Source organism: Gilliamella sp. ESL0232 (assembly GCF_013346885.1).
Lineage (GTDB): Bacteria > Pseudomonadota > Gammaproteobacteria > Enterobacterales > Orbaceae > Gilliamella > Gilliamella bombi.
Map to the genome: position 1 here is coordinate 496500 of NZ_JAAEDW010000001.1, position 25603 is coordinate 522102.

Below are 25603 nucleotides of genomic sequence, written 5' to 3' on the forward strand. Positions count from 1 at the left end.
TGTTAAAATAATCAGAATAAATTTTGTAAGGTCTTAATATATGGCAAGTTTAAAGAACACGCTTATTGTAGTTGCTATGTCCCTAACCTCTTTTTCTTCGTTTGCTGCTCAACAATTAACGGAGCAACAAGCTAAAGGTTTACAGTCATTTAAAAGTATAACTATCCGCGGAGCTTTTTATACTGATAGTGATTATATCATGGCAATGTCGAGAGCTGCGGATAAAGAAGGAGCTGCTTCCTTTTATATAACCACAACTAATATCAGTCCTTCTAATGATACTTTAAGGATTGTGTATGCGAAATTATATAAAGCCGATGCTCCTAAAGCAGAAGAACAAGCTGAAAGCCTTCGCAAGTTTGAAGGTATTTATGAATATCCAAAATCTAAAGCCATACGTTTAGAGCCTTTCAACATTGTGCGTATTCGTGGTTATTTTCCTAGTGAATATGATATTAACCAAGCAATTGCTAGAGAAGCATCAGCAAAAGGTGCTTATGCTTATTATATTGATTCACGTAGTGAATTAGGTAGTAATATACAAGTTGCTGCTTATTTGTTTAAGAAAGATGCACCTGAACGTAAACTTCAACCTGAGGATGCAATTCCATATGACTCTGAAGCTGGTCAACAAGCTCTTGCACAAGGTGGTGATGCGGCTATGCAGGTAGAAAAACCTGGCTATTATTCTTCTTCAGCTTTTAATGAAAAATTTTATGCCGATAAATTTAATAATAAAGTAAAAGTCATTAATCAAGCCACACAAAAAGCAACAACTTCTGCAACAACTAATGCTTCTGCATCTCAAGTTACGACGATAACAACTGAGCCACAACGCATTACACGTTACACTGTCACTCTACCCGATGGACGAAAGATCCAAGAATTGAATGATGCAACTGCAGCAAAAATGGTTGCGTTTGATACAATTAAATTCAGAGGTTACTATGTAACTGATCAGGAAATTTCTTATCAAGCGGGTAAACGAGCTATTGATGCTGGGGCCAAGTATTATCATATTGCTAGAATTGCCCATGATTCAAATGGTCCAAATATAACTGTTTTTGTAGATCTGTATCGATAGTTTATATAGACAATCGGGCGCATAAGCGCCCTATTTTTTTGTATGAAGCTATAGTTGTGATTTAACTACATCAATTTGCTGCTTGATGCGTTTTGCTGAAATTGGATATGATGTACCAAGCTGTTGCGCAAATAAATTTACTCTTAATTCTTCAATCATCCAACGGATATCTGTCACTTTAGTGTCCGATCGTTGATTGTTTGGTAAACTATTAATCCAATTATCATACTGATTCTGAACATCTTCTATAATACTCATTGATTGCCTATCTCTTGCCATATTTTGAAATAATTTTTCAATTCTTTTCTCAATTGCCGATAAATATCGAGAGATATCATTCAATCTTCTATAACTTGATTGAGTAACAAATCCTTTATAAACTAATCTATTAAGTTGATGTTTGATATCTGACAAGGCAAATGCTAAAGATAAATCAACGCGCCCTTTTAACTTTTTATTAATGCTAAAATGCAAAGTTAGTATTGATTCGACTTGCTTAGCAATATCAACAACTATTTCATTAATATGAGTTTTAGTATAATCAAGTAATTGCTGATAATCATCAGTTGAATGTATTGCTTTATTATTTGTTTCAATTAAATAATCAATACCACAAGCGATACAATCATCAATAAGCATTAACACGTTACCAAACGAATTAAAATATAAACTTAATTTCGATTTATTGGGTAATTTTTCATGTAAATACTTGATTGGAGAAGGAATATTAAGCATTAATAAGCGTCTTAAACCTAATTTATTTAATCTTTGTTGCTCTGATTGATTATCAACTAACTTTATACTTACGGAATTTTGATTATCAATAATAGCTGGATAAGCCTTAACAGTATAGTTTTTTTGTTTTTCTTCATAAACATCAGGAAGTTTTCCAAATGTCCAATCTGTCAAATTATTTTGCTCAATTGAGTTATCTTTTTTATTAATAGTAATAGATGATAAAGCTTGTTGAAGTTGAGTTTTGAGTTGCTGTTTTAGCATATCAAGATCTTTACTTGAAGCAATTTCCTTATGATTACTATCAATAATACTAAAATTCATTTTTAAATGTTCAGGGACTTGCTCTAATTGCCAATTTTCTGATGTAATTTTCACACCAGTCATTTTATGAAATTCATTTTCTAAGCATTCAAGAAGCGGTTTTTCTGTAGTATCTACCCTATCTAAAAATGCATCTGCATAATTTGGTGCAGGGACAAGGTTTCGTCGTAAAGATTTAGGCAATGATTTGATTAATGCAATTATTAAATCTTTTCTAAAACCTGGCACTTGCCAATCGAATCCCTTGTTTTTAATTTGGTTTAAGATATCAAGTGGAATTTTTATAGTGACGCCGTCACGGTTATGACCAATATCAAAGTGATAACTAAGTGCTAGCTTAAAATGATCTTGATACCAGAAATCAGGAAAATCATTTAAGTTAATTAATTGTGCTGATTGCCTGATCAGCATCTCTTTTTGTACATTAAGATAATCAGGATCAGATTTTTGTTTCTGCATCCACCATTTATCAAAATGTTTAGATGAAATAACGGATTTATCTATGCGTTTATCATAGAAATCAAATAATTCATCATCATCAATTAAAATATTCTGACGACGTGATTTATGTTCTAAATCTTCAACTTCATTAATCAATTTTTGATTTTGCTTGTAAAATTTATGACTTGTGAACCAATCACCTTCAACTAATGCATGTCGAATAAACAGAGTGCGACTTAGAATAGGATCAATTTTGCTGTAATTTACTATTCTATTAGTAACAATTGGTAACCCAAATAAAGTTACTTTTTCGTTTGCTATTGTTGTGCCCTGCTTTTTAGACCACCTAGGTTCGTTATAGTCATATTTCACTAAATGTTTAGCTATAGGTTCAATCCATTCAGCTTCAATTTTTGCTGCTGTTCTTCCCCATAATCTATTTGTTTCAACAAGTTCACTAGCAATACACCATTTGGGTTGGTTTTTGAAAAGTGCTGAATTAGGAAAAATTGCAAATTTTATATTACGTGCACCTATATACTCACGCTTTTCAAGCTCTTTCATTCCAATATGAGATAGTAAACCGCTTAGTAACGAGATATGTAATGAATTATAATCAGCCTCTTTACTATTAATCGGAAACGCTAATTGCTTAATTGTTTGTCTAATTTGCGTATAGACATCTTGCCATTCACGGATTCGAAGATAATTTAAAAACTCTTTTTGGCATAATCGTCTAAATTGATTCCCTGATAATACGTTCTGCTGTTCTTTAATGTAGTTCCATAAATTAATTAAAGAAATAAAATCTGACTCTTTATCAACAAAACGACGATGTTTCTCATCAGAAGCTTGCTGTTTATCATAAGGTCTTTCTCTTGGATCTTGAATCGATAAAGCAGCAGTAATTATCATTATTTCTTTAATGCACCCTAGGCGCCTTGCTTCAACCAGCATCCTAGCTAATCTTGGATCAATTGGTAATTGTGCTAAAATTTTACCTATTTCAGTTAAATGATATCTATTCTGTATGGTATGAATTGCCCCAAGTTCCTCTAATAAGCGAAGTCCATCACGAATATATTTTGAATTAGGTTTTTCAACAAAAGGAAAAGCGGCAATATCTCCTAAGCCTAATGATGTCATTTGTAATATTACTGAAGCTAAATTGGTCCGTAATATTTCGGGTTCGGTAAATTTGGGGCGAGATAAAAAATCTTGTTCATCATATAAACGTATGCAGATACCATTAGATGTTCGTCCACAACGTCCTTTACGCTGATTGGCAGAGGCTTGTGATATTGGTTCAATAGGTAAACGTTGAACTTTAGTTCGGTAACTATAACGACTAATTCTGGCTAACCCCGAATCGATCACATATTTAATACCCGGAACGGTTAACGATGTTTCTGCCACATTAGTAGCAAGGACAATTCGACGTTTAGTATGTGATTGAAAAATTCGATTTTGTTCTGATGCTGATAACCTTGCATATAATGGCAAAATATCCGTATGACGGAGTTCTAACTTATTAAGTGTATCGGCAAGATCTCGAATTTCTCGTTCTCCTGTTAAAAAGATTAATATATCCCCAAGACTTTCAGTTGATAATTCATCAATGGCATCTATAATCGGTTGAAAATCAAAACTTTTATCATTATTATCATCTTCTTTCAGGATTAGGGGACGATATCTAACCTCGACTGGATAGGTACGACCCGATACTTCAATAATTGGAGCCTCATTGAAGTGTTTAGAAAAACGTTCCACATCAATAGTCGCTGATGTTATTATGACTTTTAAGTCTGGACGTTTAGATAATAACTGCTTAAGATAGCCTAAAATAAAATCAATATTCAAACTGCGTTCATGTGCTTCGTCAATAATAATAGTATCATATTGTAGTAAGAATTTATCTTTCTGAATTTCAGCAAGCAATATTCCGTCAGTCATTAATTTAATCAGAGTTGTGTCATTGACATGATCAGAAAATCTGACTTTAAAACCAACTAACTGCCCTATCTCTGTTTTTAGCTCTTCAGCGATACGATTAGCTACTGAACGTGCTGCTAATCGTCTTGGTTGGGTATGACCAATATAGCCTTTGACACCTAAGCCTAATTCTAAACAGATTTTGGGAATCTGTGTTGTTTTTCCCGAGCCAGTTTCACCTGCAACTATAACTACTTGATTATTTTTAATAGCATCATAAATTTCTTGTTTTTTTTCAGTCACAGGCAAATTTTTGGGAAAAATAATATTTTTCGGTAACGACTCTAGTCTGCTTTGATAATGTAAGTTAGCATTTTGTATGGCGGAATCTATATCAGCTATAGTTTGACTTTTCTTAGCTAATTTGATTATTTTATGCTTATTTAAGAAAGTCATTGAATCAAGATTTTTTAATTGCTGTTGAGATAGCATAGCGTTTCAGATATTTCAATTATAGTTACATTAATGCACGATTATAACAAATTTAACCTATTATTAGGAGTTCAAATGAAAAAAACGTTTTTGTTAACTGCTCTATTTATGGCTTTACTGGCTTTATCAGGATGTAATGACTCAAGTACTTTACAAGAGACCGACCTCATGCACCACCGTTTTGTACTCACTAAAGTAAATGGTCAAGATATTCCGTTAGATGATCAAGCAGAGCTTATATTTGGGGAAAATATGACAATTACAGGTAAAATGTGTAACCATTTTTCTGGTAAAGTTACTTTAGACAACGGTAGCATAAAAGGTAGTGGAATTGTGATGACTAAAATGCTTTGTAATGATGATCAATTAAATCAATTAGATTATATTATTGAGAACTTAATTACTGAAGGTACAAAAATCAATTTAAAAAATAATCAACTAACCTTGAAAAATAACAATAATGAACTAATTTATCAACTTAAAGACTTAATGTAAGCCAAATGTTTAGTTGCTATAATTTAGTATGTTATTATAAATAACAAAATATATTAAAGATAAAATACTTTATTTAAAATACTGTTAAGAATATAATAAGAAGAATTTTAAAGGGTTTAACTTATTGATGAAATTATTATATTCTTCAAAGATTTTATGTGATTTTGGTAGCCATATTGAGCTACAAATACCTTTTTTAACCAATAAAACTACCAATGCTTTGCCATTGGTTTTTTTTTTGCAAAAAGTTGGTTTATCGAATTTTTTAAATTGAATTAAAACATTAACCTTAACATTAAATAAATTACTAAGTAGATACTATTATGAAAAAGACAAAAATTGTTTGTACGATCGGACCAAAATCTGAATCAAAAGAAATGTTAGCAAAATTATTAAATGCAGGCATGAATGTTATGCGTTTAAATTTTTCGCATGGTGATTACGAAGAACATGGCAACCGCATCAAAAATTTACGTGAAGTAATGCAAGAAACTGGTTTAAAAGCAGCTATTATGCTAGACACCAAAGGCCCTGAAATTCGCACTATTAAATTAGAAGGCGGTAATGATGTATCCCTAGTTGCAGGTCAAACATTCACGTTTACTACAGACAAAAATGTTATCGGAAACAAAGACCGTGTAGCCGTAACTTACGATGGTTTTGCGCATGACCTTAAACCAGGTAATCGTGTTTTAGTTGATGATGGCTTAATTGCTATGGACGTTAAAGAAATTAAAGGTAATGAGGTTATTTGTACTGTTTTAAATAACGGTGAACTCGGTGAAAATAAAGGTATTAATTTACCTGGCGTTTCAATTAAATTGCCAGCACTAGCAGAAAAAGATAAAAATGACCTGATTTTTGGTTGTGAACAAGGTGTTGACTTTATTGCTGCATCATTCATTCGGAAACGTTCTGATGTAGATGATATTCGTACTCACTTAAAAGCTCATGGTGGTGAAAACATTAAAATTATATCTAAAATTGAAAACCAAGAAGGTTTAGATAATTTTGATGAAATTCTTGATGCTTCTGACGGTATTATGGTTGCACGTGGTGATTTAGGGGTTGAGATCGCTGTTGAAGAAGTTATTTTTGCTCAAAAAATGATGATCAAAAAATGTAATAAAGCATCTAAACCAGTCATAACAGCAACACAAATGCTTGATTCAATGATTAAAAACCCACGTCCAACTCGTGCGGAAGCTGGTGATGTAGCTAATGCAATTATTGATGGTACAGATGCAGTTATGCTTTCGGGTGAAAGTGCTAAAGGTAAATATCCGCTCGAAACTGTGAATGTTATGGCAACTATCTGTAACCGAACTGATAGCATAATTCCAGCATCGTTAGAATTGACATCAAAAGAAGAAAAGTTGAGTATAACTTCAGCTGTTTGCTGTGGTGCTGTAGAAATTGCTGAGCGTTTAAATGCTCCATTAATTGTTGTAGCAACTCGTAGCGGTAAATCAGCTAGGGAAGTTCGTCATTATTTTCCTAGAGCTCGTATTTTAGCATTATCTTCAAGTCAAAAGACAGTTAATCAGTTAGCCGTGACAAAAGGTGTAGAGCCTATTTTAATTGATTCAATTAACTCAACTGACGATTTTTATCGTTTAGGTAAAGAGATGGCTGTGAAAGTATGCGGTTTACAACAAGGTGATATCATTGTAATGGTATCTGGTGCTTTAGTACCAAGTGGAACTACTAACACAACATCTGTTCACCGTATTTAAAACGGCATACTTATTATTTGTCCTGAAATAAAAAAGTTAGCTACATGCTAGCTTTTTTTTTTACATAAGATATCCTGTATAAAATACTATTAATAGAATTTGAAAGATTAAAATGATTGAAGAAAAAGTATATTTACCTAAGGAACTAAGTTGGTTATCTTTCAATCAGCGAGTTTTACAAGAAGCTGCTGATAAAAGTAATCCACTTATAGAGAGGATACATTTTTTAGGTATATACTCAAGTAATCTTGATGAATTTTATAAAGTACAGTTTGCCAACTTAAAAAAATATGTACTTATTGAACAAGAACAAGCCAACTCATCTTCTAACTCTAAAAACTTATTACGCCAAGTAAACCAAAAAGTTATTCAACTAGAATTACAGTTTGACCAGCTTTATAATGAACTATTATTAGAAATGGCGAGAAATCAAATCTTTTTGATTAACGAAAGACAACTTTCTTCTTATCAAGAAGGTTGGATAAAAAACTATTATAAACAAAATCTTAGACAATATATTACCCCTATTTTACTCGATAGTCATACCGAACTTATTCAATTTTTAAAAGATGATCATGCCTATTTGGCTGTAGAAATTATTTGTGAAGATAAAACCAATTATGCGTTACTTGAGTTACCGACGGATAATATTTCTCGTTTTGTTTTATTACCGTCAGAAGTTTCAACTAAAAATAAATCGATCATTTTTTTGGATAACATATTACGTTACTGTTTACCCGATATTTTTAAAGTGTTTTTTGATGCCAAAGAATTAAATGCCTATTCTATTAATATTAATAGAGATGCTGAATACGAATTAAACACAGAATTAGACAGTTTGCTTGAACTTATGTCACAAGGTTTAAAACAACGTTTGACTGCTCAGCCAGTTCGTTTTACTTATCAAAAAGATATGCCAAAAGCATTATTTGAGTTATTGATTAATAAATTGTTATTAACTGAACAAGACGCAATGCCAAGTGGACGCTATCCTAATTTTAAAGATCTTGTGAAATTTCCTGATTTTGGTCAAAAAAAGCTATTAAATAAAAAAATTCCAAGCCTAAGCTATAATCGATTTAAACAATTTCGTAATTCGTTTGATGCGATTAAAGATCGAGATGTATTGCTTTATTATCCCTATTACTCTTTTGGACATGTATTAGAGATTATGCGCCAAGCTTCGTTTGATCCATCTGTTACGCATATTCGCATGAATATCTACAGAGTTGCAAAAGATTCCCGCTTTATTCATGCGGCCATTAATGCTGCCAATAATGGTAAAAAGGTCAATGTAGTTGTTGAATTGCAAGCAAGGTTTGATGAAGAGGCAAATATAAAATGGGCAAAACGATTAATTAGTAGTGGAATTAAAGTTATCTATTCACAACCAAAACTAAAGATCCACGCTAAATTATTTTTGATTGATCGTAAAGAGAATAACGAAATTGTTCGTTACGCCCATATTGGTTCAGGTAATTTTAATGAAAGGACTGCAAGAATTTATACCGATTTTTCGTTATTAACTGCAGATCCTGTAATTACAGATGAAGTTAAAAATGTATTTAATTTCATTGAAAACCCATTTAAACCAGTTTCATTCCATCATTTACTTGTGTCTCCACAAAATACCCGATTGAGATTTTATGAATTTATCCAACAAGAAATAAATAATGCTAAAGCAGGTAAAGTAGCTGGTATCTATTTAAAACTCAATGCAATAACCGATAAAGATATGATAGACCAATTATACCGTGCATCTTGTGCAGGTGTAAAAATTAGAATTGTAGTAAGAGGAACTTGTGTCTTGATACCCAAAATTCCTAATTTAAGCGAAAATATTACTGTCACAAGTATTGTTGATCAGTTTTTAGAACATGCTCGTGTGTATATTTTTGAAAATGATGGGAAAAAAGATACTTATATTTCTTCTGCTGATTGGATGCCTCGTAACCTAGATAATCGTATTGAAGTAGGTGTAAAAATCTTCGATCCAATAATAAAATCAACTATCCATAATATTTTTAATATTCAATGCAATGATAATGTAAAGGCTCGTATTATTGATAAAGATGCAACTAATAATTATGTACAAAGAGGTAATAAGAAAAAAATTAGAGCACAATATGCCATTTATGATTATTTGAATCAGTTAGAAACGGTTGAATAAGGGATTTAAAGTGAATAAATTCAATGAATATGCGGTAGTTGATCTTGGTTCAAATAGTTTTCACATGGTTATTGCTCGTATTATAGATGGTGCTATACAGATCATTTATAAAAATAAAAAAAATATTCATCTTGCCACAGGGCTTAATGCTAATAACCATCTAAGTGAATCAAGCATTATGCGAGGTCTGGAATGTCTTACACTATTTTCCGAAAGATTAATTGGCTTTCCTCCCGAAAATGTTCGTGTTGTAGCAACTCATACATTACGGGTTGCAAAAAATAGATATAAATTTTTAATGGCTGCGGCTAAAGTATTTCCATTTCCTATAGAAATCATATCGGGACAAGAAGAAGCACGTCTTATTTATTTAGGTACTATGACATCAGAACCAACATCGTCAAATGATACTAAATTTGTAATAGATATCGGTGGAGGATCTACAGAAATTGCAATAGGTAGAGGAAATGATCTAAAACCGTTGATTGTTGCTAGTCGCCCTATGGGATGCATAACTTATGCTAAACAGTTTTTTCATGAAAAAAAAATTAACGCTATTTCATTCGAACAAGCAAAGCTTGCCGCCGAACAACAAATTGAAAGCTTGATTAATATTATAAAAAAACAAAATATTACTGTTGCATTTGGTACATCGGGAACCATCAAGTCTATTTATCGTATCTTATTAGATATTGGGGTTTGTGATGGAATTATTACCCAAAAAAGGCTCGATGATTTAATTAGTTATGTTTTAGAATTCAACTCTTTTCAAGATATTGACTACCCTTCACTTTCTAGTGAAAGAAAAAGTGTATTTGTCAGCGGGCTAGCTATATTTAGTGGGGTTTTTAACGCATTTGGGTTAAATACTTTACAATTTAGCCCATGCGCATTACGTGAAGGGGTGCTTTATGAGTTGGTTGGAGGTCTTAATTTCCGAGATATTAGACAAAATACCGCGCAAACTCTTTCTGAACATTACAATATAGACCAACGCCATGCTACGCAAGTTGTTAAAACTGCAAAATATTTATTTTCTCAATGGCAACAACAAGCACCAACATCTATTCCGGCAAGCCTTGAATCTATTTTATATTGGGCTGCTTTGTTACATGAGGTAGGGTTAAAAATTAACTTTTCTTCAGTTCATAAACATTCAAGCTATATTTTACAAAATAGTAATTTACCCGGATTTAACGAAGAACAGCAATTACTTTTGTCTACTCTTGTACGTTACCATAGAAAGACTATCAATATAGATACACTACCCTATTTTAGTTTGTTCGAATACAAACATATAATACCGCTAATGCAAATCCTAAGATTATCTATACTCATCAATAATCAGCGAAATACAGAAATTAATTTACAAGCATTTCGTTTAAAATTAATAAAAAATAAACTAACTAAAGTGACTATAGAAATTAATCGGGAATTTGTTGAAAATAATAAATTGATATTATTTGATTTAGAACAAGAAAAAAAATATTGGAAAGAAATTGAGGATTGGAAACTATCGATTGTAGTCTGTTAATTATAAAAGCCCCTGTAAATCAATTTATATGTAGAAAAAAACGTGTTGTTTACACTTCATAGTAAACTAAACCCACCCTAAATTTTGTATATTTGTAAGTTTGTAACTATTGTGAATACCTCAAACTTAGTACAAGATTCAAGTATAAAATATGGTAATACTGTGTGAGGTTGATAATAGTAGACACAACGACTTAATTACACAATGTGACAGCTAATGGCAATTGAGATTAATTTAGTGGCTTGTAGCTCTCTTGCCCATGTTTTTCGTTGCATTGTGGGCACTACAGCTTTTATGATTTCTTCCTGAGGCTGCGATTTTAGATTTAACTCGGCAAGCATTTGTTACTATAGAGAATTTTCTACTTTCTTGCTGTACTATTTTAAGGGATAGTTACAGTTACGGCTTTTGTTTTTCGTTGAAATAATTTCCTAATACCTCAAATTGATTTTTAATTTATTTGCTTTATAATTGGCAAATCTTAAACAACCATAATAAATAAAGGAAATAAAATGAAGAAGACATTAATTGCACTAACAACTTTTGCTTGTTTTTCAAATTTTGCTTATGCTGAAACAAATGAACTTTACCTAGGAGGTCAATTAGGAGCTTCTATAATAAAAGTGAAAAATATTAAGGATACCTTACATTATAATCACGGCGGTGTTATCAACGATGGTATTTTTGACTCAATGCATAAAACTAAATTAGCAGGTGCTTTAAATTTAGGTTACAACTTTTCTAATTATGATATTCCTGCACGTGTAGAATTATCTCTTACCTTACGTGGCAATACAGATAAAAAAGAAAATAGATACACTGATTATGAAGAATATCGTCTTCGTACTACTCAAAAAGTCAAAGCCCGCATGAATACATTAATGTTAAATGGTTATTATGATATTGATATTGACTCACCAATTACTCCATTTATTGGTGCAGGATTTGGTGTTGCCTTCACTAAACTAGAAAATAGCCATAAGGAAAAATATAACGTTTCTGTTGATGGTGTTGATTATGAACGTTCATTATCAAAAACAAAAACAAAGTTTGCATGGAATGTTGCTGCTGGCGTAGCTTATAAGTTGAATAATAATATGGTTGTTGATTTCACTGCTCGTTATGTGGATGCAGGTAAAGTAAACATCAAAAAACATAATGAATACTATCGAACTAATGCTAGTGCTGAGCTAAGTTCAATTGATTTATTAGCTGGTGTTCGCTATAGCTTCTAATTAATAAACTAAAAAAACAATGGCTCTTTTTAGTTTAGTTACCAATATTATCGCTACATTTCTTGCTACTGTTAATATGTAGAAAAAAACTGGGTTATTTACACTTCATGGTTAAGTAACCACTCCAAAACCCCATAAGGCGTTTTTTCTAAAATCACCTTATGGGGGTTAACAAAATTATAATAATTAATCAATTAAGACTTAGTCTTCACCTTTTGAATCACTATATACTTGTTGATTATGCCGTATTTTAATCCAAAGTTGGTATTACTCTTTTTACTTTTCCATTCGTTTGTAAGCAGCAAGTTTAGTTGATTTTTGAAATACGGTGGTTATTATTACTGTAAACAACCCGAGTAATTCCAGCATGGCTTGCCAAAGAAACGTGTAATTGATAATAAAAGCTCTCATCTAAAATTAAATGAGAGCATTTATATTTAGCTTTTAATTAAGCAACACCTGGAATGGTGAAGTCCATAATAAGCAATAAGGTTGGTAAAATGAAGATAGATAAAACTGTTGATGCAAAGAAAATGCTTGATGCTTGTTCTTGCTCAACATTCCAATTGTAAGCCAAAATAACCGCTGTTGATGCCGTTGGCATTGCCAATAAGAAAACTAATTCTTCTGCTTCCATACCTGTTATGCCAAATAGATATACGGAAATAAGTGCAACAATTGGTGTAATAAAACTTTTCAACACAACATTAATCATTAATGGTTTAGATAATTTCAATTTAACACCATGAATACCAACACCGACCGCAATAAGTGAAATGAAGTTACAGGCATTTGACATAATATCAAAAGTGTTAAACACAAAATGTGGTAGCCATTTAGTTCCATCGGTAACGCTCACAATTAACCCTAAAATAACGGCTAAAAACATTGGCTTCATAAGTGAATTTTTTACTGCACTAAAGATCATACCACCGGTGACTTTACCACCAGACAATTTAGTATCACAAAGTTCTAATAAAAATATTGTCATTGGAATCAATGATAATGCAACAACAAAATTAGCAATCGCAACGGAAATAGTTGATGCGGCTCCTAACATTAACGTCAAGAAAGGAACACCCATCCCGCCCATGTTTGGAAAACAGCATAGCATTGCATTCATAGCTGTTGACTTTAACTCTTTATGCAAAATGTATTTATTGGTTAAAAAACAAATTATCCATAAAAATGACATAGTACAGAAAAATGCAATCATCCAAATGCCATTGAATATTTGCGATGGCTTAGCATGAGACGTATGCACAAAAAGTAAAGCAGGAAAGACAAAGTTTGATACCAGTCCTGATAATAATTTTTTAGAATCCTTCGAAAAGATCCCTTGCTGCACACATAACCAACCAAGAAAAATTAACAAAAAAACCGGAAGACAAGAACTAACAACTTGCCCAACTGCTGACCAGATCAGATTCATTTTTTAAAACTCCTAAAATAATATTACTAAAAATACAAATTCGGTAAATGGTCGGTAACTTCAGATTAGATATTATATTTATAGACCTAGCTAAAATAAGTGGGTAACAAAATCAAATATATTTATTACATGTAAAACGATATTTTTCGTTGTTGAAACTTGATATTATTAAATGCGATTTCGCACTCATTATGTTTAATTAAAGACATTCTTTAATGAAAACCTTTGTTATATTCAAATGTAAAATATAGTAACTTAGGTATTATTATACTTATTCTTTTCGATCTTGTGTAAATCAAGATCTACTAACTGTCTTAAAAACTCAAAAAAACATTAAAACTTTGCTCTAAGCTTGTTAATAATAGAGTTTTATTTCTTTAAAAAACAATCAATAAGAAAATATAAAACATGAGTGTTAAATTATAGTAAAAATTAATATTGCACTAAAATTTCTTAAATGATGCTTTTTTATAATGTGTTATTCATTATAAAAAAACATACCTATTATAGATAATAATTTGATTTACTTTATTTATATAGAATTGCTGCCACAAAGCCTTATTATTGATATTCATATAATGACAATAAATCTTGAAAACAATATATAGTAAAGATTGTTTCTGAATAATCAATTAATAACTAGTATAATGTAAATCATTTCTGTGTTATTGTAAAATCAGTAATACATTTGACTATTTTTTGTCTAAAGATTTTTTACATATCAAATAATAACGGTTATGTTTTAACTAACTGACCATTGATAATTTTTTAGTTCGCTAACTAAAAAATCGATTAAACATCGAGTTCGGAGCGGTAATAATTTACGGCTTGGATAAACGGCATAAATATTCAAATTCTCGACTTTATAATTCAACAAAACACGAACTAAACGGCCTATTTTAATATCTTTACCAATAATAAAATCAGGTTGCAACGAAATACCACCTCCTTGTAACATAATTTGGCGGCAAGTATCGCCATTATTACAATAGATATTCGCTTTTAAATTCACCGAGTAATGGGCATTGTCTTTATAAAAATGCCATTGCTCTTTTTTTGCCCACTGACTATACATCACAATTTTATGATTCAACAAATCATCAGGATCATTCGGCATGCCATATTTAGCAATATAATCAGGCGACGCGGCGGCTATGATTTGCGTAGTTGCCAACTTACGGCTAATCAGCGACAAACTTTCTAGCCGACCAATTCGAACAGCAAGATCGTAGCCCTCCTCAAGCAGATCAACCACACGATCTGACAACGTAATATCTAGCTCAATTTTAGGGTATTTATTGATAAATTTTTGCCATAAAGGCGCCAAATGCAAAATACCAAAACTAACAGGCACATTAACCCGAAGAATACCTTGTGGACTTGCATGATCTAAAGTGAGGCTATTTTCTGCTTCTGTAGTAGCATTAATAATGGCTTTAGTTTGCAAATAAAAAATTTGCCCCTCATGGGTAATGACCATTTTGCGAGTTGTACGTTGTAACAACCGAACTTGCAAGCGATTTTCTAATGCTTGAATATAACGTGACACTGCCTGCTTAGACATATTTAACTTAACTGACGCATCAACAAAACTATTACAATCAACTACCGCCACAAAAACCATCATTTCTAGTAATTTATTAGATCTATCCATCTGCCTTTCACCAACACCAAACAATTGTCCCACTTATTTTGACAATAAATCACATAATAGCTTATTTATCTACAAAATAATAACCATTATCATAAACAAATGGTGCTAACCAATCACAATAATTAACTTACAGGAAAAATAAAATGAAACAATATCAAACAGATCTAGCTTCACTCATGTTACGAATTGCCTTGGGTGTCATGTTCTTGGCGCACGGTTTTACTAAACTACTCGTCTTTACTCCCTCAGGTACTGCGCAATATTTTCAATCACTTGGCTTTCCTTGGTTCCTTGGTTCATTGGTTATTTAGCGATTATGTTTGAAATTGGCGGCGGTTTGTTATTGCTTTTAGGTCTTTTAACCCGCATTGTTAGTTTATTGGCAGTGATTCAAATGATTGTTATTACATTTATTCACTCAGTGAATGGTTGGTCATTTAGTAACGCAGGTGGCGGTTGGGAATATCCTGCCTTTATGGCGCTAACAGCACTCAGTTTAGCATTGCTAGGAAGTGGTCGCTTTAGTGTATTAGCTAAATATTTGGCGTATTAGAGGGGGAGATATTAGTTGTTTTTTTGACAAAACAGTTGAATAAAAACCTCAATAAAATAAATACTTTTTCTGACTGATCTTTACTTAGGGTTGAGTGGGTTAATCGAGCCAATTTAGATTGTTTATAATTATGTTATCGCTTTTTTGGCATCCATTATCCATAATCATTTAATTACAATGCTATAATTTATAAAATAGCCAGTTTGGTTTGAACAAACATTTCACAACTTACAACCGATGCAAAATTGGTTAAGGCAGACATAAAGTTGTTATGTACCACTTGGGATGGAATCGTTTTACCATCAAATTCGAGATCACAAGTTGTACAAGCATCGTGGATTAATATCGGTTGATAACCTAGTTCGGATGCGTGACGTGTTGTTGAGTCAACACACATATGGCTCATCATTCCACAAATAACCATCTGCTGGATCTGTTCTTGTTGTAATTTTTTTTGTAGCTCAGTTTGATAAAAACTATTAGGGAATGTTTTTTTGACAAGATACTCATGCAAGTTACCAAGCGGTAACAAACTTGGATGAATTTCAGCGCCTAAACTTCCGTTAGCAAAAAAATCCGCATGAGGATCAGACTTTATATGCTGAATATAAAAGATCGGTAATTGTTGTGCTCTAAAGTGTTTTTGTAGTTTTAAGGTATTTTGTAAAGTTAATTCTGTATTGTTTAAAGTAAATTTACCCGTTGGGAAATAGTCATTTTGTACGTCGATAATTATTAACCCTTGTTTCATTGTTTTGTCCTTAAATTATGTTTGAGTTGATAATTATGCGATAATTACGCTATCTGTTACATAATGAATTGAAAGTATTATTACTTACCTACTTTCAAAATGAAAAAGATAAACAAGTATGGATAAAAAAGATCGCGCTATTTTAGATGAACTTAAAAAAAATAGTCGTCAATCATGGAAAGAAATTGGCGAAAAAGTATATTTGTCAGGACAGGCTGTTGGACAGCGAGTTCAAGAATTGTATAATAATCATATTATTGAAAAATTTACTATTAAAGAAAAAACAAATCAGCTTCAGTTTATAACGATTTATATGAATTCAAATCAATTCACCTCGTTCGAAAACATGGTCATGTCGTTTAAAGAAATCATCGAATTTTATAAAATCACAGGCGATGGGTGTTATTTTATAAAAAGTGAATTTACAGACCAAAACTTACCACATTTTTTAGACAAACTTGAGCTCTATTGCCGTTATAAAGTTAGTCATCAGTCAAAAGTGATTAAATAACGCTATTTTAAAAATTTACACCTAAACTTGTTGACTATTTTTTGTATAAAGATTTTTTTACATAAAAAACAAAAAAAGTTGCGAGCAAATAAATTCTGTTATATTCTGTTCAGTAGCTTTAATTATCAACTCAGTTAAAGGTTTTTTATTTTTATGAATTGTTTTTGCGTTTTTATTACTAATGCTATTAGTACACATCATCACCATCATTCCTGAATAGTCTTCGGGCAATTGGTGCTGGAAGACTTTGGTCTTCCGGTGATGTCGCAAAAGCAAACAGAAACCCTCGGAAGATCAAACTTCCGAGGGTTTTTTGTTTGTAGTTTATAAATTTTTAGATAACTTTGGAGAAAGATATGTTGGATAATTCGCGTTTACGCATTGCTATGCAAAAGTCAGGTCGATTAAGTGACGAATCAAAAAAGTTACTTGCCCAATGTGGTATTAAAATTAATCTTCAAGAACAGCGTTTGATCGCTTTTGCTGAAAATATGCCCATTGATATCTTGCGTGTTCGTGACGACGATATCCCCGGACTGGTTATTGATGGCGTTGTCGATATTGGGATTGTCGGCGAAAATGTTTTAGAAGAGGAAGTATTAGATAGGCAGGCCGAAGGCGAAGATCCACAATTTAAAAAATTGCGCAGTTTAGATTTTGGTGGCTGTCGGTTGTCGATCGCAGCACCTCGTGATTTTGAGTATACAGGACCAGAATGTTTAAATGATTTGCGTATTGCCACCACTTACCCTCACCTGCTCCGCCGTTATCTTGCTCAATATAATGTTAACTTTAAAACATGTTTGCTTAATGGTTCGGTCGAAGTTGCCCCTCGGGCTGGGCTTGCCGATGTAATTTGTGATTTGGTTTCGAGTGGTGCAACGCTTGAGGCCAATGGACTAAAAGAGATCGAAGTTATCTATAAATCAAAAGCCTGCTTAATTCAACGTCAAGGTGAAATGTCGCCAATAAAACAGGCGTTAATCGATAAAATCATGACACGCATTCAAGGCGTTATTCAAGCTCGTGAATCCAAATATATTATGCTCCACGCCCCTACCGAGGTGTTAGATGATATTGTTGCACTATTACCCGGCGCTGAAAATCCTACCATTTTGCCTTTAACTGGCGAGCAAAATCGGGTTGCACTACATATGGTGAGCAGTGAATCGCTTTTTTGGGAAACGATGGAAAAACTAAAAGCGTTAGGTGCAAGCTCAATTCTTGTATTACCAATTGAAAAAATGATGGAGTAATAATATGAAACTCTCTTATTGGCAACAATGTACAAATGAACAACAAACAGCATTATTAATGCGTCCAGCAATTACAGCCTCTGATTCGATTAGCCAAGCTGTTGCAGATATTTTGGCACAAGTTAAACAAGATGGTGATAAGGCATTAAAAGCACTAAGTAGCAAATTTGATAAAATTCAAATTGAGCAAATAAAGCTTACACAAGAAGAAATAAAAACCGCCGCAAATCGTGTTAATCCTGAATTAAAACAAGCCATGCAATTAGCGGTTACCAACATTGAAAAATTCCACCAAGCACAAGCCTATCAATCCATTATGGTCGAAACAATGCCGGGCGTAAAATGTCAGTTAGTAACGCGCCCTATTGATTCAGTTGGGCTTTATATTCCGGGTGGTTCTGCCCCTTTATTATCTACTGTGTTAATGCTTGCAACACCTGCTAAAATTGCCGGTTGTCGTCAAGTTATTTTATGTTCACCACCGCCCATTGCTGACGAAATTTTATTTGCGGCACAATTATGTGATGTTAGCGAGGTTTATCAATTAGGCGGTGCACAAGCCATTGGCGCAATGGCGCTTGGCACCAAGTCGGTTCCTAAAGTCGATAAGATTTTTGGTCCTGGAAATGCCTACGTTACCGAAGCCAAACGACAAGTCAGTCAGCGACTTGATGGCGCAGCCATTGATATGCCAGCTGGTCCGTCTGAAGTGTTAGTGATTGCAGATAGTTCAGCAAATCCTGCTTTTATTGCTGCTGATCTTTTGTCGCAAGCTGAACATGGTCCTGATTCACAAGTTATTTTGTTAACACCTGATGAAAAAATAGCACAAGCAGTATCGATTGAAGTCGATAAGCAACTTACGCAACTATCGCGCCAAAATATCGCTAAAAAAGCATTACAAGAAAGTCGCCTTATTGTAACTAAAGATTTGGATGAATGTGTTGCTATTAGCAATCGCTATGGTCCAGAACACTTAATTATTCAAACTGCGAATGCGGATGAATTAGTTGAGCAAATTACTAGTGCTGGCTCGATCTTCTTGGGTGATTGGTCACCGGAGTCAGCAGGTGATTATGCATCAGGAACGAATCATGTTTTGCCAACTTATGGCTATACCGCAACCTGCTCTAGCCTTGGTTTGGCAGATTTTCAAAAACGTATGACGGTGCAAAAATTATCACCAGAAGGTTTAAAAGCCATTGGTCATGCGGTTGAGTTGATGGCAGAAGCAGAACAACTCACTGCCCACAAACAGGCGGTTAGCCTTAGGCTTGCGGTATTAAATTCAATAAATCAAAAATAGGTGGCTTAAATGGATATCAATCAATTAGTTCGAAAAAATGTTCAGCAATTAACGCCTTATCAATCTGCTCGCCGTATTGGTGGTCAAGGCGATGTGTGGCTGAATGCTAACGAGTATCCCGTTGCTCCGCATTTTGAGTTGTCCGAGCAAACTTTAAACCGTTATCCAGAACCACAGCCTGAAAAAGTAATTCAGCGTTATGCTCAATATGCAAGCGTGCAAGCCGATCAGTTAATTGTTAGCCGTGGAGCGGATGAGGGTATTGAGCTATTAATGCGTGCATTTTGTGAGCCTGAAAAAGACAGCATTTTGTACTGTCCACCAACTTATGGTATGTACCAAGTAAGTGCTGAGACATTAGGTATTAAAACCAAAACTGTGCCAACCACTTCTGATTGGCAGCTTGATCTTGGGGGTATAAAACAAAATATTGATACTGTAAAACTAATTTATGTCTGTTCACCAAATAATCCGACCGGTAATTTAATCGATTCTGATGATATCAAAGCTTTACTTAATATTGCCAAAGATCGTGCTTTGGTCATTATTGACGAGGCTTATATTGAGTTTTCGCCTGAATCTAGTGTCGTTAGTTGGCTTAATGACTATCCTCACTTGGTGATTTTACGAACATTATCCAAAGCCTTTGCTTTGGCTGGATTACGTTGCGGTTTCACCATTGCTAATAAACCTGTGATCGAAGCCTTACAGAAGGTTATTGCACCATACCCTCTAGCAACCCCTGTTGCTGATATTGCAGCTCAAGCATTGAGTAAAGATGGTGTGAATACCATGAAGCTACATGTGGTAAATTTAAATAATCAAAAGGAAAAATTTGCCAATTTACTTCGACAATTGCCAATTGTCGAAAAAGTTTATCCAAGTTATTCCAACTATTTGTGTGTTAAATTTCAACATGATAAAGATGTATTTAATATTTTATGGCGCCAAGGTATTATTTTACGAGATCAAAGTAGATCTATTGGGCAACAAAATATTATTCGTATTACCATTGGAACCCAAGCCGAGTGCGAAGCAGTCATTTCTGCGCTCAAAACAATTAAATAGGAGCAAAAATGTTACAAAAGTACTTATTTATTGATCGAGATGGCACACTAATTACTGAACCTCCAGTTGATTTTCAGGTTGATCAGTTTGAAAAATTGGCTTTTGAACCTAATGTGATCCCAGCCCTACTCAAGCTACAAACTGCGGGATACCATTTAGTGATGGTCACCAATCAAGATGGGCTCGGGACTAGTAGCTATCCACAGGCTGATTTTGATGGTCCACACAATTTGATGATGCAGATTTTTAAATCGCAAGGTGTTAATTTTAAGGATGTCTTAATTTGCCCACACTTTCCAGAAGATAATTGTGAGTGTCGTAAGCCGAAAATCCAATTAGTTTTGCCATATCTTACTAGTGGTAAATTAGATAAACAAAACAGTTATGTTATTGGTGACAGGGTCACAGATATTCAATTGGCTGAAAACATGCAAATCCAAGGATTACGATATCATCCTGAAAATTTAAATTGGGACGAAATCGCCCAACGATTAACCACTAAAGATCGTTATGCAAAAGTTGTACGCAATACCAAAGAAACTAAAATACTTGTTGAAGTGTGGCTTGATCGCCAAGGTGGCAGTCAAATTAATACTGGAATTGGTTTTTTTGATCATATGCTCGATCAAATTGCGACTCATGGTGGAATTAAACTCAATATCCAAGTTGATGGTGATTTACATATTGATGATCATCATACCATAGAAGATACTGGACTAGCTTTAGGAGAGGCACTAAAAATAGCACTCGGTGATAAACGTGGTATTACCCGTTATGCCTCTGTTATCCCTATGGACGAGTGTTTGGCCAGATGTGCAATAGATATTTCAGGACGCCCTTATCTAAAATTTAAAGCAGAGTTTACTCACCCTAAAGTTGGCGATATGAGCACGCAAATGGTAGAACATTTCTTTTACTCAATAAGTTATGCTATGGCTATTACATTGCATATTGAAACAGAAGGCGATAATGATCATCATAAAGTAGAAAGTTTATTTAAATCTTTTGCTAGAACATTAAAACAAGCCATCAAAATTGAAAGTGACCGATTACCAAGCTCAAAAGGAGTGCTATAAATGAAGATTGTCATCCTCGATACTGGCTGTGCTAATCTATCTTCGGTCAAATATGCCGTGCAACGATTAGGTTATGATCCAATAATTAGCCTTGACCCTGATATCGTGCTCAGCTCAGATAAGTTGTTTTTACCTGGAGTAGGATCCGCAAGTTCAGCAATGGAAAAATTAAAAGAGCGTCATTTAATTGAACTTATCAAAGTCTGTACTCAACCTGTATTAGGGATCTGCCTTGGTATGCAACTTCTAGCCGATTATAGTACCGAAGGACATGTTAACACATTGGGAATTATTCACGAAAAAGTTAGAGAAATTCCTGATTGTGGTTTACCTTTACCACATATGGGGTGGAATCAGGTTTCACCTAAAGCCGGTCATCATCTATTTCGAGATATTCCTGATGATGCTTATTTTTACTTTGTACATGGATACGCGATGCCATTATGCTCAGCAACAATAGCAGAAACCAATTACGGCGAAAGCTTTACCGCAGCCGTGCAAAAAGACAACTTTTACGGCGTGCAATTTCATCCCGAGCGTTCTGGCTTGGCCGGTGCAAAATTGCTAAAAAACTTTTTGGAGATGTAGCTATGACAACTTTTCCAACCATCATTCCTGCTCTTGATTTAATTGATGGCAATGTGGTGCGATTACATCAAGGTGATTATGGACAAAAACGTGATTATGGTAACGATCCTCTTTTACGCTTACAGGATTATGAAAAACAAGGTGCTAAACTGTTACATCTTGTTGATTTAACAGGTGCGAAAGATCCCCAAAAACGCCAAATTTTACTAATACAAAATCTGATTAATGGTGTGCAAATACCAGTTCAAGTTGGTGGAGGAATTCGTACTGAAAAAGATATACAATCATTGCTATCTGCCGGCGCTGCTCGCATAGTAATTGGTTCGACAGCTATTAAGCAACCCGAATTGGTCAAACAGTGGTTTTCAAAATATGGTGCAGAAAGGCTAGTATTGGCTCTTGATGTCCGCATTGACAACCAAGGAAATAAATATGTCGCTATTCATGGATGGCAAGAAGATTCCTGTCAGACACTAGAACAAGTGATTGATGATTACCTTCCTTATGGCTTAAGGCATGTATTGTGTACAGATATTTCCAAAGATGGCACACTCAGTGGCTCAAACGTTAAGTTGTATCAGGAAATTAGTCGTAAATACCCACAGATTGCTTTTCAAGCGTCTGGCGGAATTGGTCAATTGAGTGATGTCAAAGCACTGAAAGACAGTGGTGTTAAAGGTGTCATTGTTGGCCGTGCTTTACTTGAAGAAAAATTTACAGTTCAGGAGGCAATTTCATGTTGGCCAAAAGAATAATTCCCTGTTTAGATGTTCGCGATGGACAAGTGGTTAAAGGTGTACAATTTCGTAATCATGAAATTATTGGAGACATAGTCCCCTTAGCAAAAAGATATGCAGAAGAAGGCGCAGATGAGCTCGTTTTTTATGATATCACCGCTTCGTCAGATGGCCGTGTTGTCGATAAAAGTTGGATCGCAAAAGTTGCCGAAGTGATTGATATCCCTTTTTGTGTTGCTGGTGGTATTAAAACGGTTGAAGATGCAGGTCAAATATTAACCTTTGGAGCTGATAAAATTTCGATTAATTCCCCTGCCCTTGCTGATCCTAGTTTAATTACACGGCTTGCAGATCGTTACGGAGTACAGTGCATTGTAGTTGGCATTGATAGCTGGTATGACAAACAGTCAAACAATTATCATGTTTATCAATTTACTGGTGACGAAAAACGTACCGTTGCCACAAAATGGAACACTCTCGACTGGGTACAGGAGGTACAAAAACGTGGTGCAGGTGAAATTGTTCTTAATATGATGAACCAAGACGGTGTTCGTAATGGATATGATATTATTCAACTAAACGCCGTTCGAGAAGTATGCAACGTGCCACTAATTGCTTCAGGCGGTGCTGGTACTATTGAGCATTTTTTACAGGCATTTAATGAAGCACAAGTTGATGGAGCATTAGCTGCCTCAGTTTTTCATAAACAAATTATTAATATTGGTGAACTTAAACAATATTTGGCACAGCATGGAGTAAATATTCGATTATGTTAACGCAAAATTGCAATACCCAATTAGATTTACAACAACTGGATTGGCAAAAAGTGGATAATTTAATGCCGGTCATTATTCAGCATTATGTTTCGGGCGATGTGTTAATGCTTGGCTATATGAATCAAGAAGCGTTAGCACAAACACAAAATAGCGGCAAAGTCACTTTTTATTCACGAACCAAACAGCGCCTTTGGACAAAGGGTGAAACTTCTGGCAATTTTCTTAATGTTGTGAGTATTTCAACGGATTGTGATAATGATACGTTATTGATTTTAGTTGATCCAGTTGGCCCAACTTGCCATACCGGCTCAACAAGTTGTTTTGCTTCGACTAAAACTCAATGGGGATTTTTATTTGAATTAGAACAGATAATTGCAGGGCGTAAAAATGCCGATCCTAAATCATCATATACCGCAAAACTGTATCATGACGGCACTAAACGCATAGCTCAAAAAGTGGGAGAAGAAGGCGTTGAAACAGCCCTTGCAGCAACAGTTCATGACAGCGAGGAACTAAAAAATGAATCTGCCGATTTAATTTATCATTTATTAGTTTTACTCCAAGACCAGAATCTGTCTTTACAAGATGTCATTGGTATTTTAAAAGCAAGACATAAATAGTTATAACCCATCCAAAGTGCGAGTTATGTCGCACTTTGTTTCAATTTTTTATTCTCATAAAAAAAGATAGAATAAATTAGTAAACGGGTAATTTTACCCCGTTAAACATCGTTAATACTTCGGAATTGTTTTCACATAACATAAGTTTGTCTACAGCTTGTCGATTCAAATGAGGTGAAAACTGACTGATAAAATCATACATATAACTGCGTAAATATAATGAGCGAGGAAAAACAATATAGGTCGTGCTGTAAGGAAAAATATGTCCAGCATTAAGTACAACTAAATCGTCATCTGATGTATTGATCACCGCCATTTTTGCTACAATACCAACGCCGACACCTAATTTAACATAAGTTTTAATTAATTCGGCATCCGTTGTGCTAAAAACAATATTAGGTGATTGGTTAGCACGCAAGAAAGCTTGATTTAAATCTGAACCATCATTAGAAAAATCATAGCTAACTAACGGATATTTTGAAAGCTCTTCAATCGAAATTAATTTACTTTTGGCAAGCGGATGATCTTTCATCACAATCACAGCCTGGTTCCAGTGATAACAAGGTAAGGCTATCATATCATCGCTAAGCTGTGAGATATCGGTCACAATCGCAAATTCAGCCAGACCTTCTTGAGTTTGTAAAATACATTGAGGAGAAGATCCTTGCTCCATATGCAATGTAATACTTGGATATTGCTGCATAAACTGTTGAATCACAACTGGCAATGTATAACGAGCTTGAGTATAGGTAGTGGTAATTGTTAATGAGCCTTGATTTGGTTGACTAAACTCTTTGGCGATAATCTTAATATCATTGGACTTATTGAGGATCTCTCGGGCAAGAGCAATGATTTTTTCACCAACCGGTGTGATTTGAGAAAGGTGTTTACCCACTCGAGTAAATATCTGAACGCCGAGCTCGTCTTCTAATAATTTTATTTGTTTGCTTATACCGGGTTGAGAGGTATACAGTTTTTCGGATGTTAGCGATACATTGAGGTCGTTATTTGCGACCTCAACAATATAGCGTAATTGTTGCAATTTCATAACACTCAAACGCTCCTTTAACTGTATGCCTTTCTTCCTTTTTAATAAC

General features: G+C 34.0%; 21 protein-coding genes, 1 pseudogene and 1 other annotated feature. Of the genes and pseudogenes, 16 read left to right on the forward strand and 6 right to left on the reverse strand.

The features are described from left to right. The first annotated feature begins 40 nt into the window (after positions 1–40). Positions 41–1084 carry a YdgH/BhsA/McbA-like domain containing protein gene (locus GYW75_RS02420; RefSeq protein ID WP_174798282.1) on the forward strand — a complete coding sequence of 348 codons (1044 nt, stop codon included), beginning with the start codon at positions 41–43 and terminating at the stop codon, positions 1082–1084. 48 nt (positions 1085–1132) lie between these two features. Here GYW75_RS02420 and hrpA read toward each other — a convergent pair whose 3' ends face one another. After that, positions 1133–4972, reverse strand: coding sequence for an ATP-dependent RNA helicase HrpA (hrpA, locus tag GYW75_RS02425; protein WP_174798339.1), 3840 nt, complete (start codon positions 4970–4972; stop codon positions 1133–1135). Positions 4973–5083: 111 nt separating this feature from the next. Here hrpA and GYW75_RS02430 point away from each other — a divergent pair, with 111 nt between their 5' ends. The 4 genes from GYW75_RS02430 to GYW75_RS02445 all read left to right on the forward strand — a co-directional run bounded on the left by GYW75_RS02430 (position 5084) and on the right by GYW75_RS02445 (position 10943). Then, positions 5084–5503, forward strand: a complete 420-nt coding sequence (locus tag GYW75_RS02430) for an META domain-containing protein (protein ID WP_065590958.1) — start codon at positions 5084–5086, stop codon at positions 5501–5503. A 323-nt stretch (positions 5504–5826) separates the two neighbouring features. Then, positions 5827–7239 (forward strand): pyruvate kinase PykF, encoded by a 1413-nt coding sequence (gene pykF, locus GYW75_RS02435; RefSeq protein ID WP_174798283.1) that lies wholly within the window; start codon positions 5827–5829, stop codon positions 7237–7239. Between the two features lie 112 nt (positions 7240–7351). Beyond that, positions 7352–9409, forward strand: a complete 2058-nt coding sequence (ppk1, locus tag GYW75_RS02440) for a polyphosphate kinase 1 (RefSeq protein ID WP_174798284.1) — start codon at positions 7352–7354, stop codon at positions 9407–9409. Between the two features lie 10 nt (positions 9410–9419). Then, positions 9420–10943: a Ppx/GppA phosphatase family protein gene (locus tag GYW75_RS02445; RefSeq protein ID WP_202983904.1), complete on the forward strand. Its 1524-nt coding sequence runs from the start codon at positions 9420–9422 to the stop codon at positions 10941–10943. A 197-nt stretch (positions 10944–11140) separates the two neighbouring features. On the opposite strand, the gene GYW75_RS12425 is transcribed toward GYW75_RS02445, so the two are convergent. Beyond that, the gene (locus GYW75_RS12425; protein WP_238786378.1) at positions 11141–11284 is read right to left on the reverse strand and encodes a hypothetical protein; all 144 of its coding nucleotides are present in this window, start codon (positions 11282–11284) and stop codon (positions 11141–11143) included. 171 nt (positions 11285–11455) lie between these two features. On the opposite strand from GYW75_RS12425, the gene GYW75_RS02450 reads away from it, so the two are divergent. Beyond that, entirely contained in the window at positions 11456–12178 is a 723-nt protein-coding gene (locus tag GYW75_RS02450; RefSeq protein ID WP_174798285.1) for an outer membrane protein, read from the forward strand. A gap of 448 nt (positions 12179–12626) precedes the next feature. Here the strand turns inward: GYW75_RS02450 and GYW75_RS02455 are convergent, their stop codons facing one another. Together GYW75_RS02455 and GYW75_RS02460 are read right to left on the reverse strand one after the other, a co-directional pair. After that, positions 12627–13610, reverse strand: coding sequence for an AEC family transporter (locus GYW75_RS02455; protein ID WP_065590963.1), 984 nt, complete (start codon positions 13608–13610; stop codon positions 12627–12629). Between the two features lie 742 nt (positions 13611–14352). Continuing rightward, positions 14353–15297: a LysR family transcriptional regulator gene (locus GYW75_RS02460; RefSeq protein ID WP_342366953.1), complete on the reverse strand. Its 945-nt coding sequence runs from the start codon at positions 15295–15297 to the stop codon at positions 14353–14355. A 110-nt stretch (positions 15298–15407) separates the two neighbouring features. Between GYW75_RS02460 and GYW75_RS12310 the strand changes: the two are divergent. After that, a pseudogene (locus GYW75_RS12310) lies at positions 15408–15817 on the forward strand (DoxX family protein). Between the two features lie 187 nt (positions 15818–16004). Here GYW75_RS12310 and GYW75_RS02470 read toward each other — a convergent pair. Beyond that, positions 16005–16568, reverse strand: coding sequence for a cysteine hydrolase family protein (locus GYW75_RS02470; RefSeq protein WP_034913065.1), 564 nt, complete (start codon positions 16566–16568; stop codon positions 16005–16007). Positions 16569–16686: 118 nt separating this feature from the next. Here GYW75_RS02470 and GYW75_RS02475 point away from each other — a divergent pair, with 118 nt between their 5' ends. From GYW75_RS02475 to hisIE, 9 genes are all read left to right on the forward strand, one after another. After that, positions 16687–17079: an AsnC family transcriptional regulator gene (locus GYW75_RS02475; protein ID WP_174798287.1), complete on the forward strand. Its 393-nt coding sequence runs from the start codon at positions 16687–16689 to the stop codon at positions 17077–17079. A gap of 197 nt (positions 17080–17276) precedes the next feature. Beyond that, positions 17277–17397 (forward strand) — a sequence feature (His leader region). A 38-nt stretch (positions 17398–17435) separates the two neighbouring features. Further along, a complete protein-coding gene (gene hisG / locus GYW75_RS02480) occupies positions 17436–18335 on the forward strand; it encodes an ATP phosphoribosyltransferase (RefSeq protein WP_174798288.1) in 900 nt (299 codons plus the stop codon). A gap of 4 nt (positions 18336–18339) precedes the next feature. Then, positions 18340–19641, forward strand: coding sequence for a histidinol dehydrogenase (gene hisD / locus GYW75_RS02485; protein ID WP_174798289.1), 1302 nt, complete (start codon positions 18340–18342; stop codon positions 19639–19641). 9 nt (positions 19642–19650) lie between these two features. Then, on the forward strand, positions 19651–20709 hold the full coding sequence (hisC, locus tag GYW75_RS02490) for a histidinol-phosphate transaminase (RefSeq protein WP_174798290.1): 1059 nt from the start codon (positions 19651–19653) through the stop codon (positions 20707–20709). Positions 20710–20717: 8 nt separating this feature from the next. Further along, positions 20718–21785 carry a bifunctional histidinol-phosphatase/imidazoleglycerol-phosphate dehydratase HisB gene (gene hisB / locus GYW75_RS02495; protein ID WP_174798291.1) on the forward strand — a complete coding sequence of 356 codons (1068 nt, stop codon included), beginning with the start codon at positions 20718–20720 and terminating at the stop codon, positions 21783–21785. Then, positions 21786–22373: an imidazole glycerol phosphate synthase subunit HisH gene (gene hisH / locus GYW75_RS02500; protein WP_174798292.1), complete on the forward strand. Its 588-nt coding sequence runs from the start codon at positions 21786–21788 to the stop codon at positions 22371–22373. It begins immediately after the preceding gene. A gap of 2 nt (positions 22374–22375) precedes the next feature. Beyond that, positions 22376–23128, forward strand: a complete 753-nt coding sequence (hisA, locus tag GYW75_RS02505; RefSeq protein ID WP_174798293.1) for a 1-(5-phosphoribosyl)-5-[(5-phosphoribosylamino)methylideneamino]imidazole-4-carboxamide isomerase — start codon at positions 22376–22378, stop codon at positions 23126–23128. Beyond that, a complete protein-coding gene (gene hisF, locus GYW75_RS02510; protein ID WP_065590971.1) occupies positions 23110–23886 on the forward strand; it encodes an imidazole glycerol phosphate synthase subunit HisF in 777 nt (258 codons plus the stop codon). Before hisA ends, hisF begins: the two co-directional genes overlap by 19 nt. Then, a complete protein-coding gene (gene hisIE / locus GYW75_RS02515; protein ID WP_065560083.1) occupies positions 23880–24506 on the forward strand; it encodes a bifunctional phosphoribosyl-AMP cyclohydrolase/phosphoribosyl-ATP diphosphatase HisIE in 627 nt (208 codons plus the stop codon). The genes hisF and hisIE overlap by 7 nt, the downstream gene beginning before the upstream one ends. A 76-nt stretch (positions 24507–24582) precedes the next feature. Here hisIE and cysB read toward each other — a convergent pair whose 3' ends face one another. Continuing rightward, a complete protein-coding gene (cysB, locus tag GYW75_RS02520; RefSeq protein WP_174798294.1) occupies positions 24583–25554 on the reverse strand; it encodes an HTH-type transcriptional regulator CysB in 972 nt (323 codons plus the stop codon). Positions 25555–25603 lie beyond the last annotated feature (49 nt).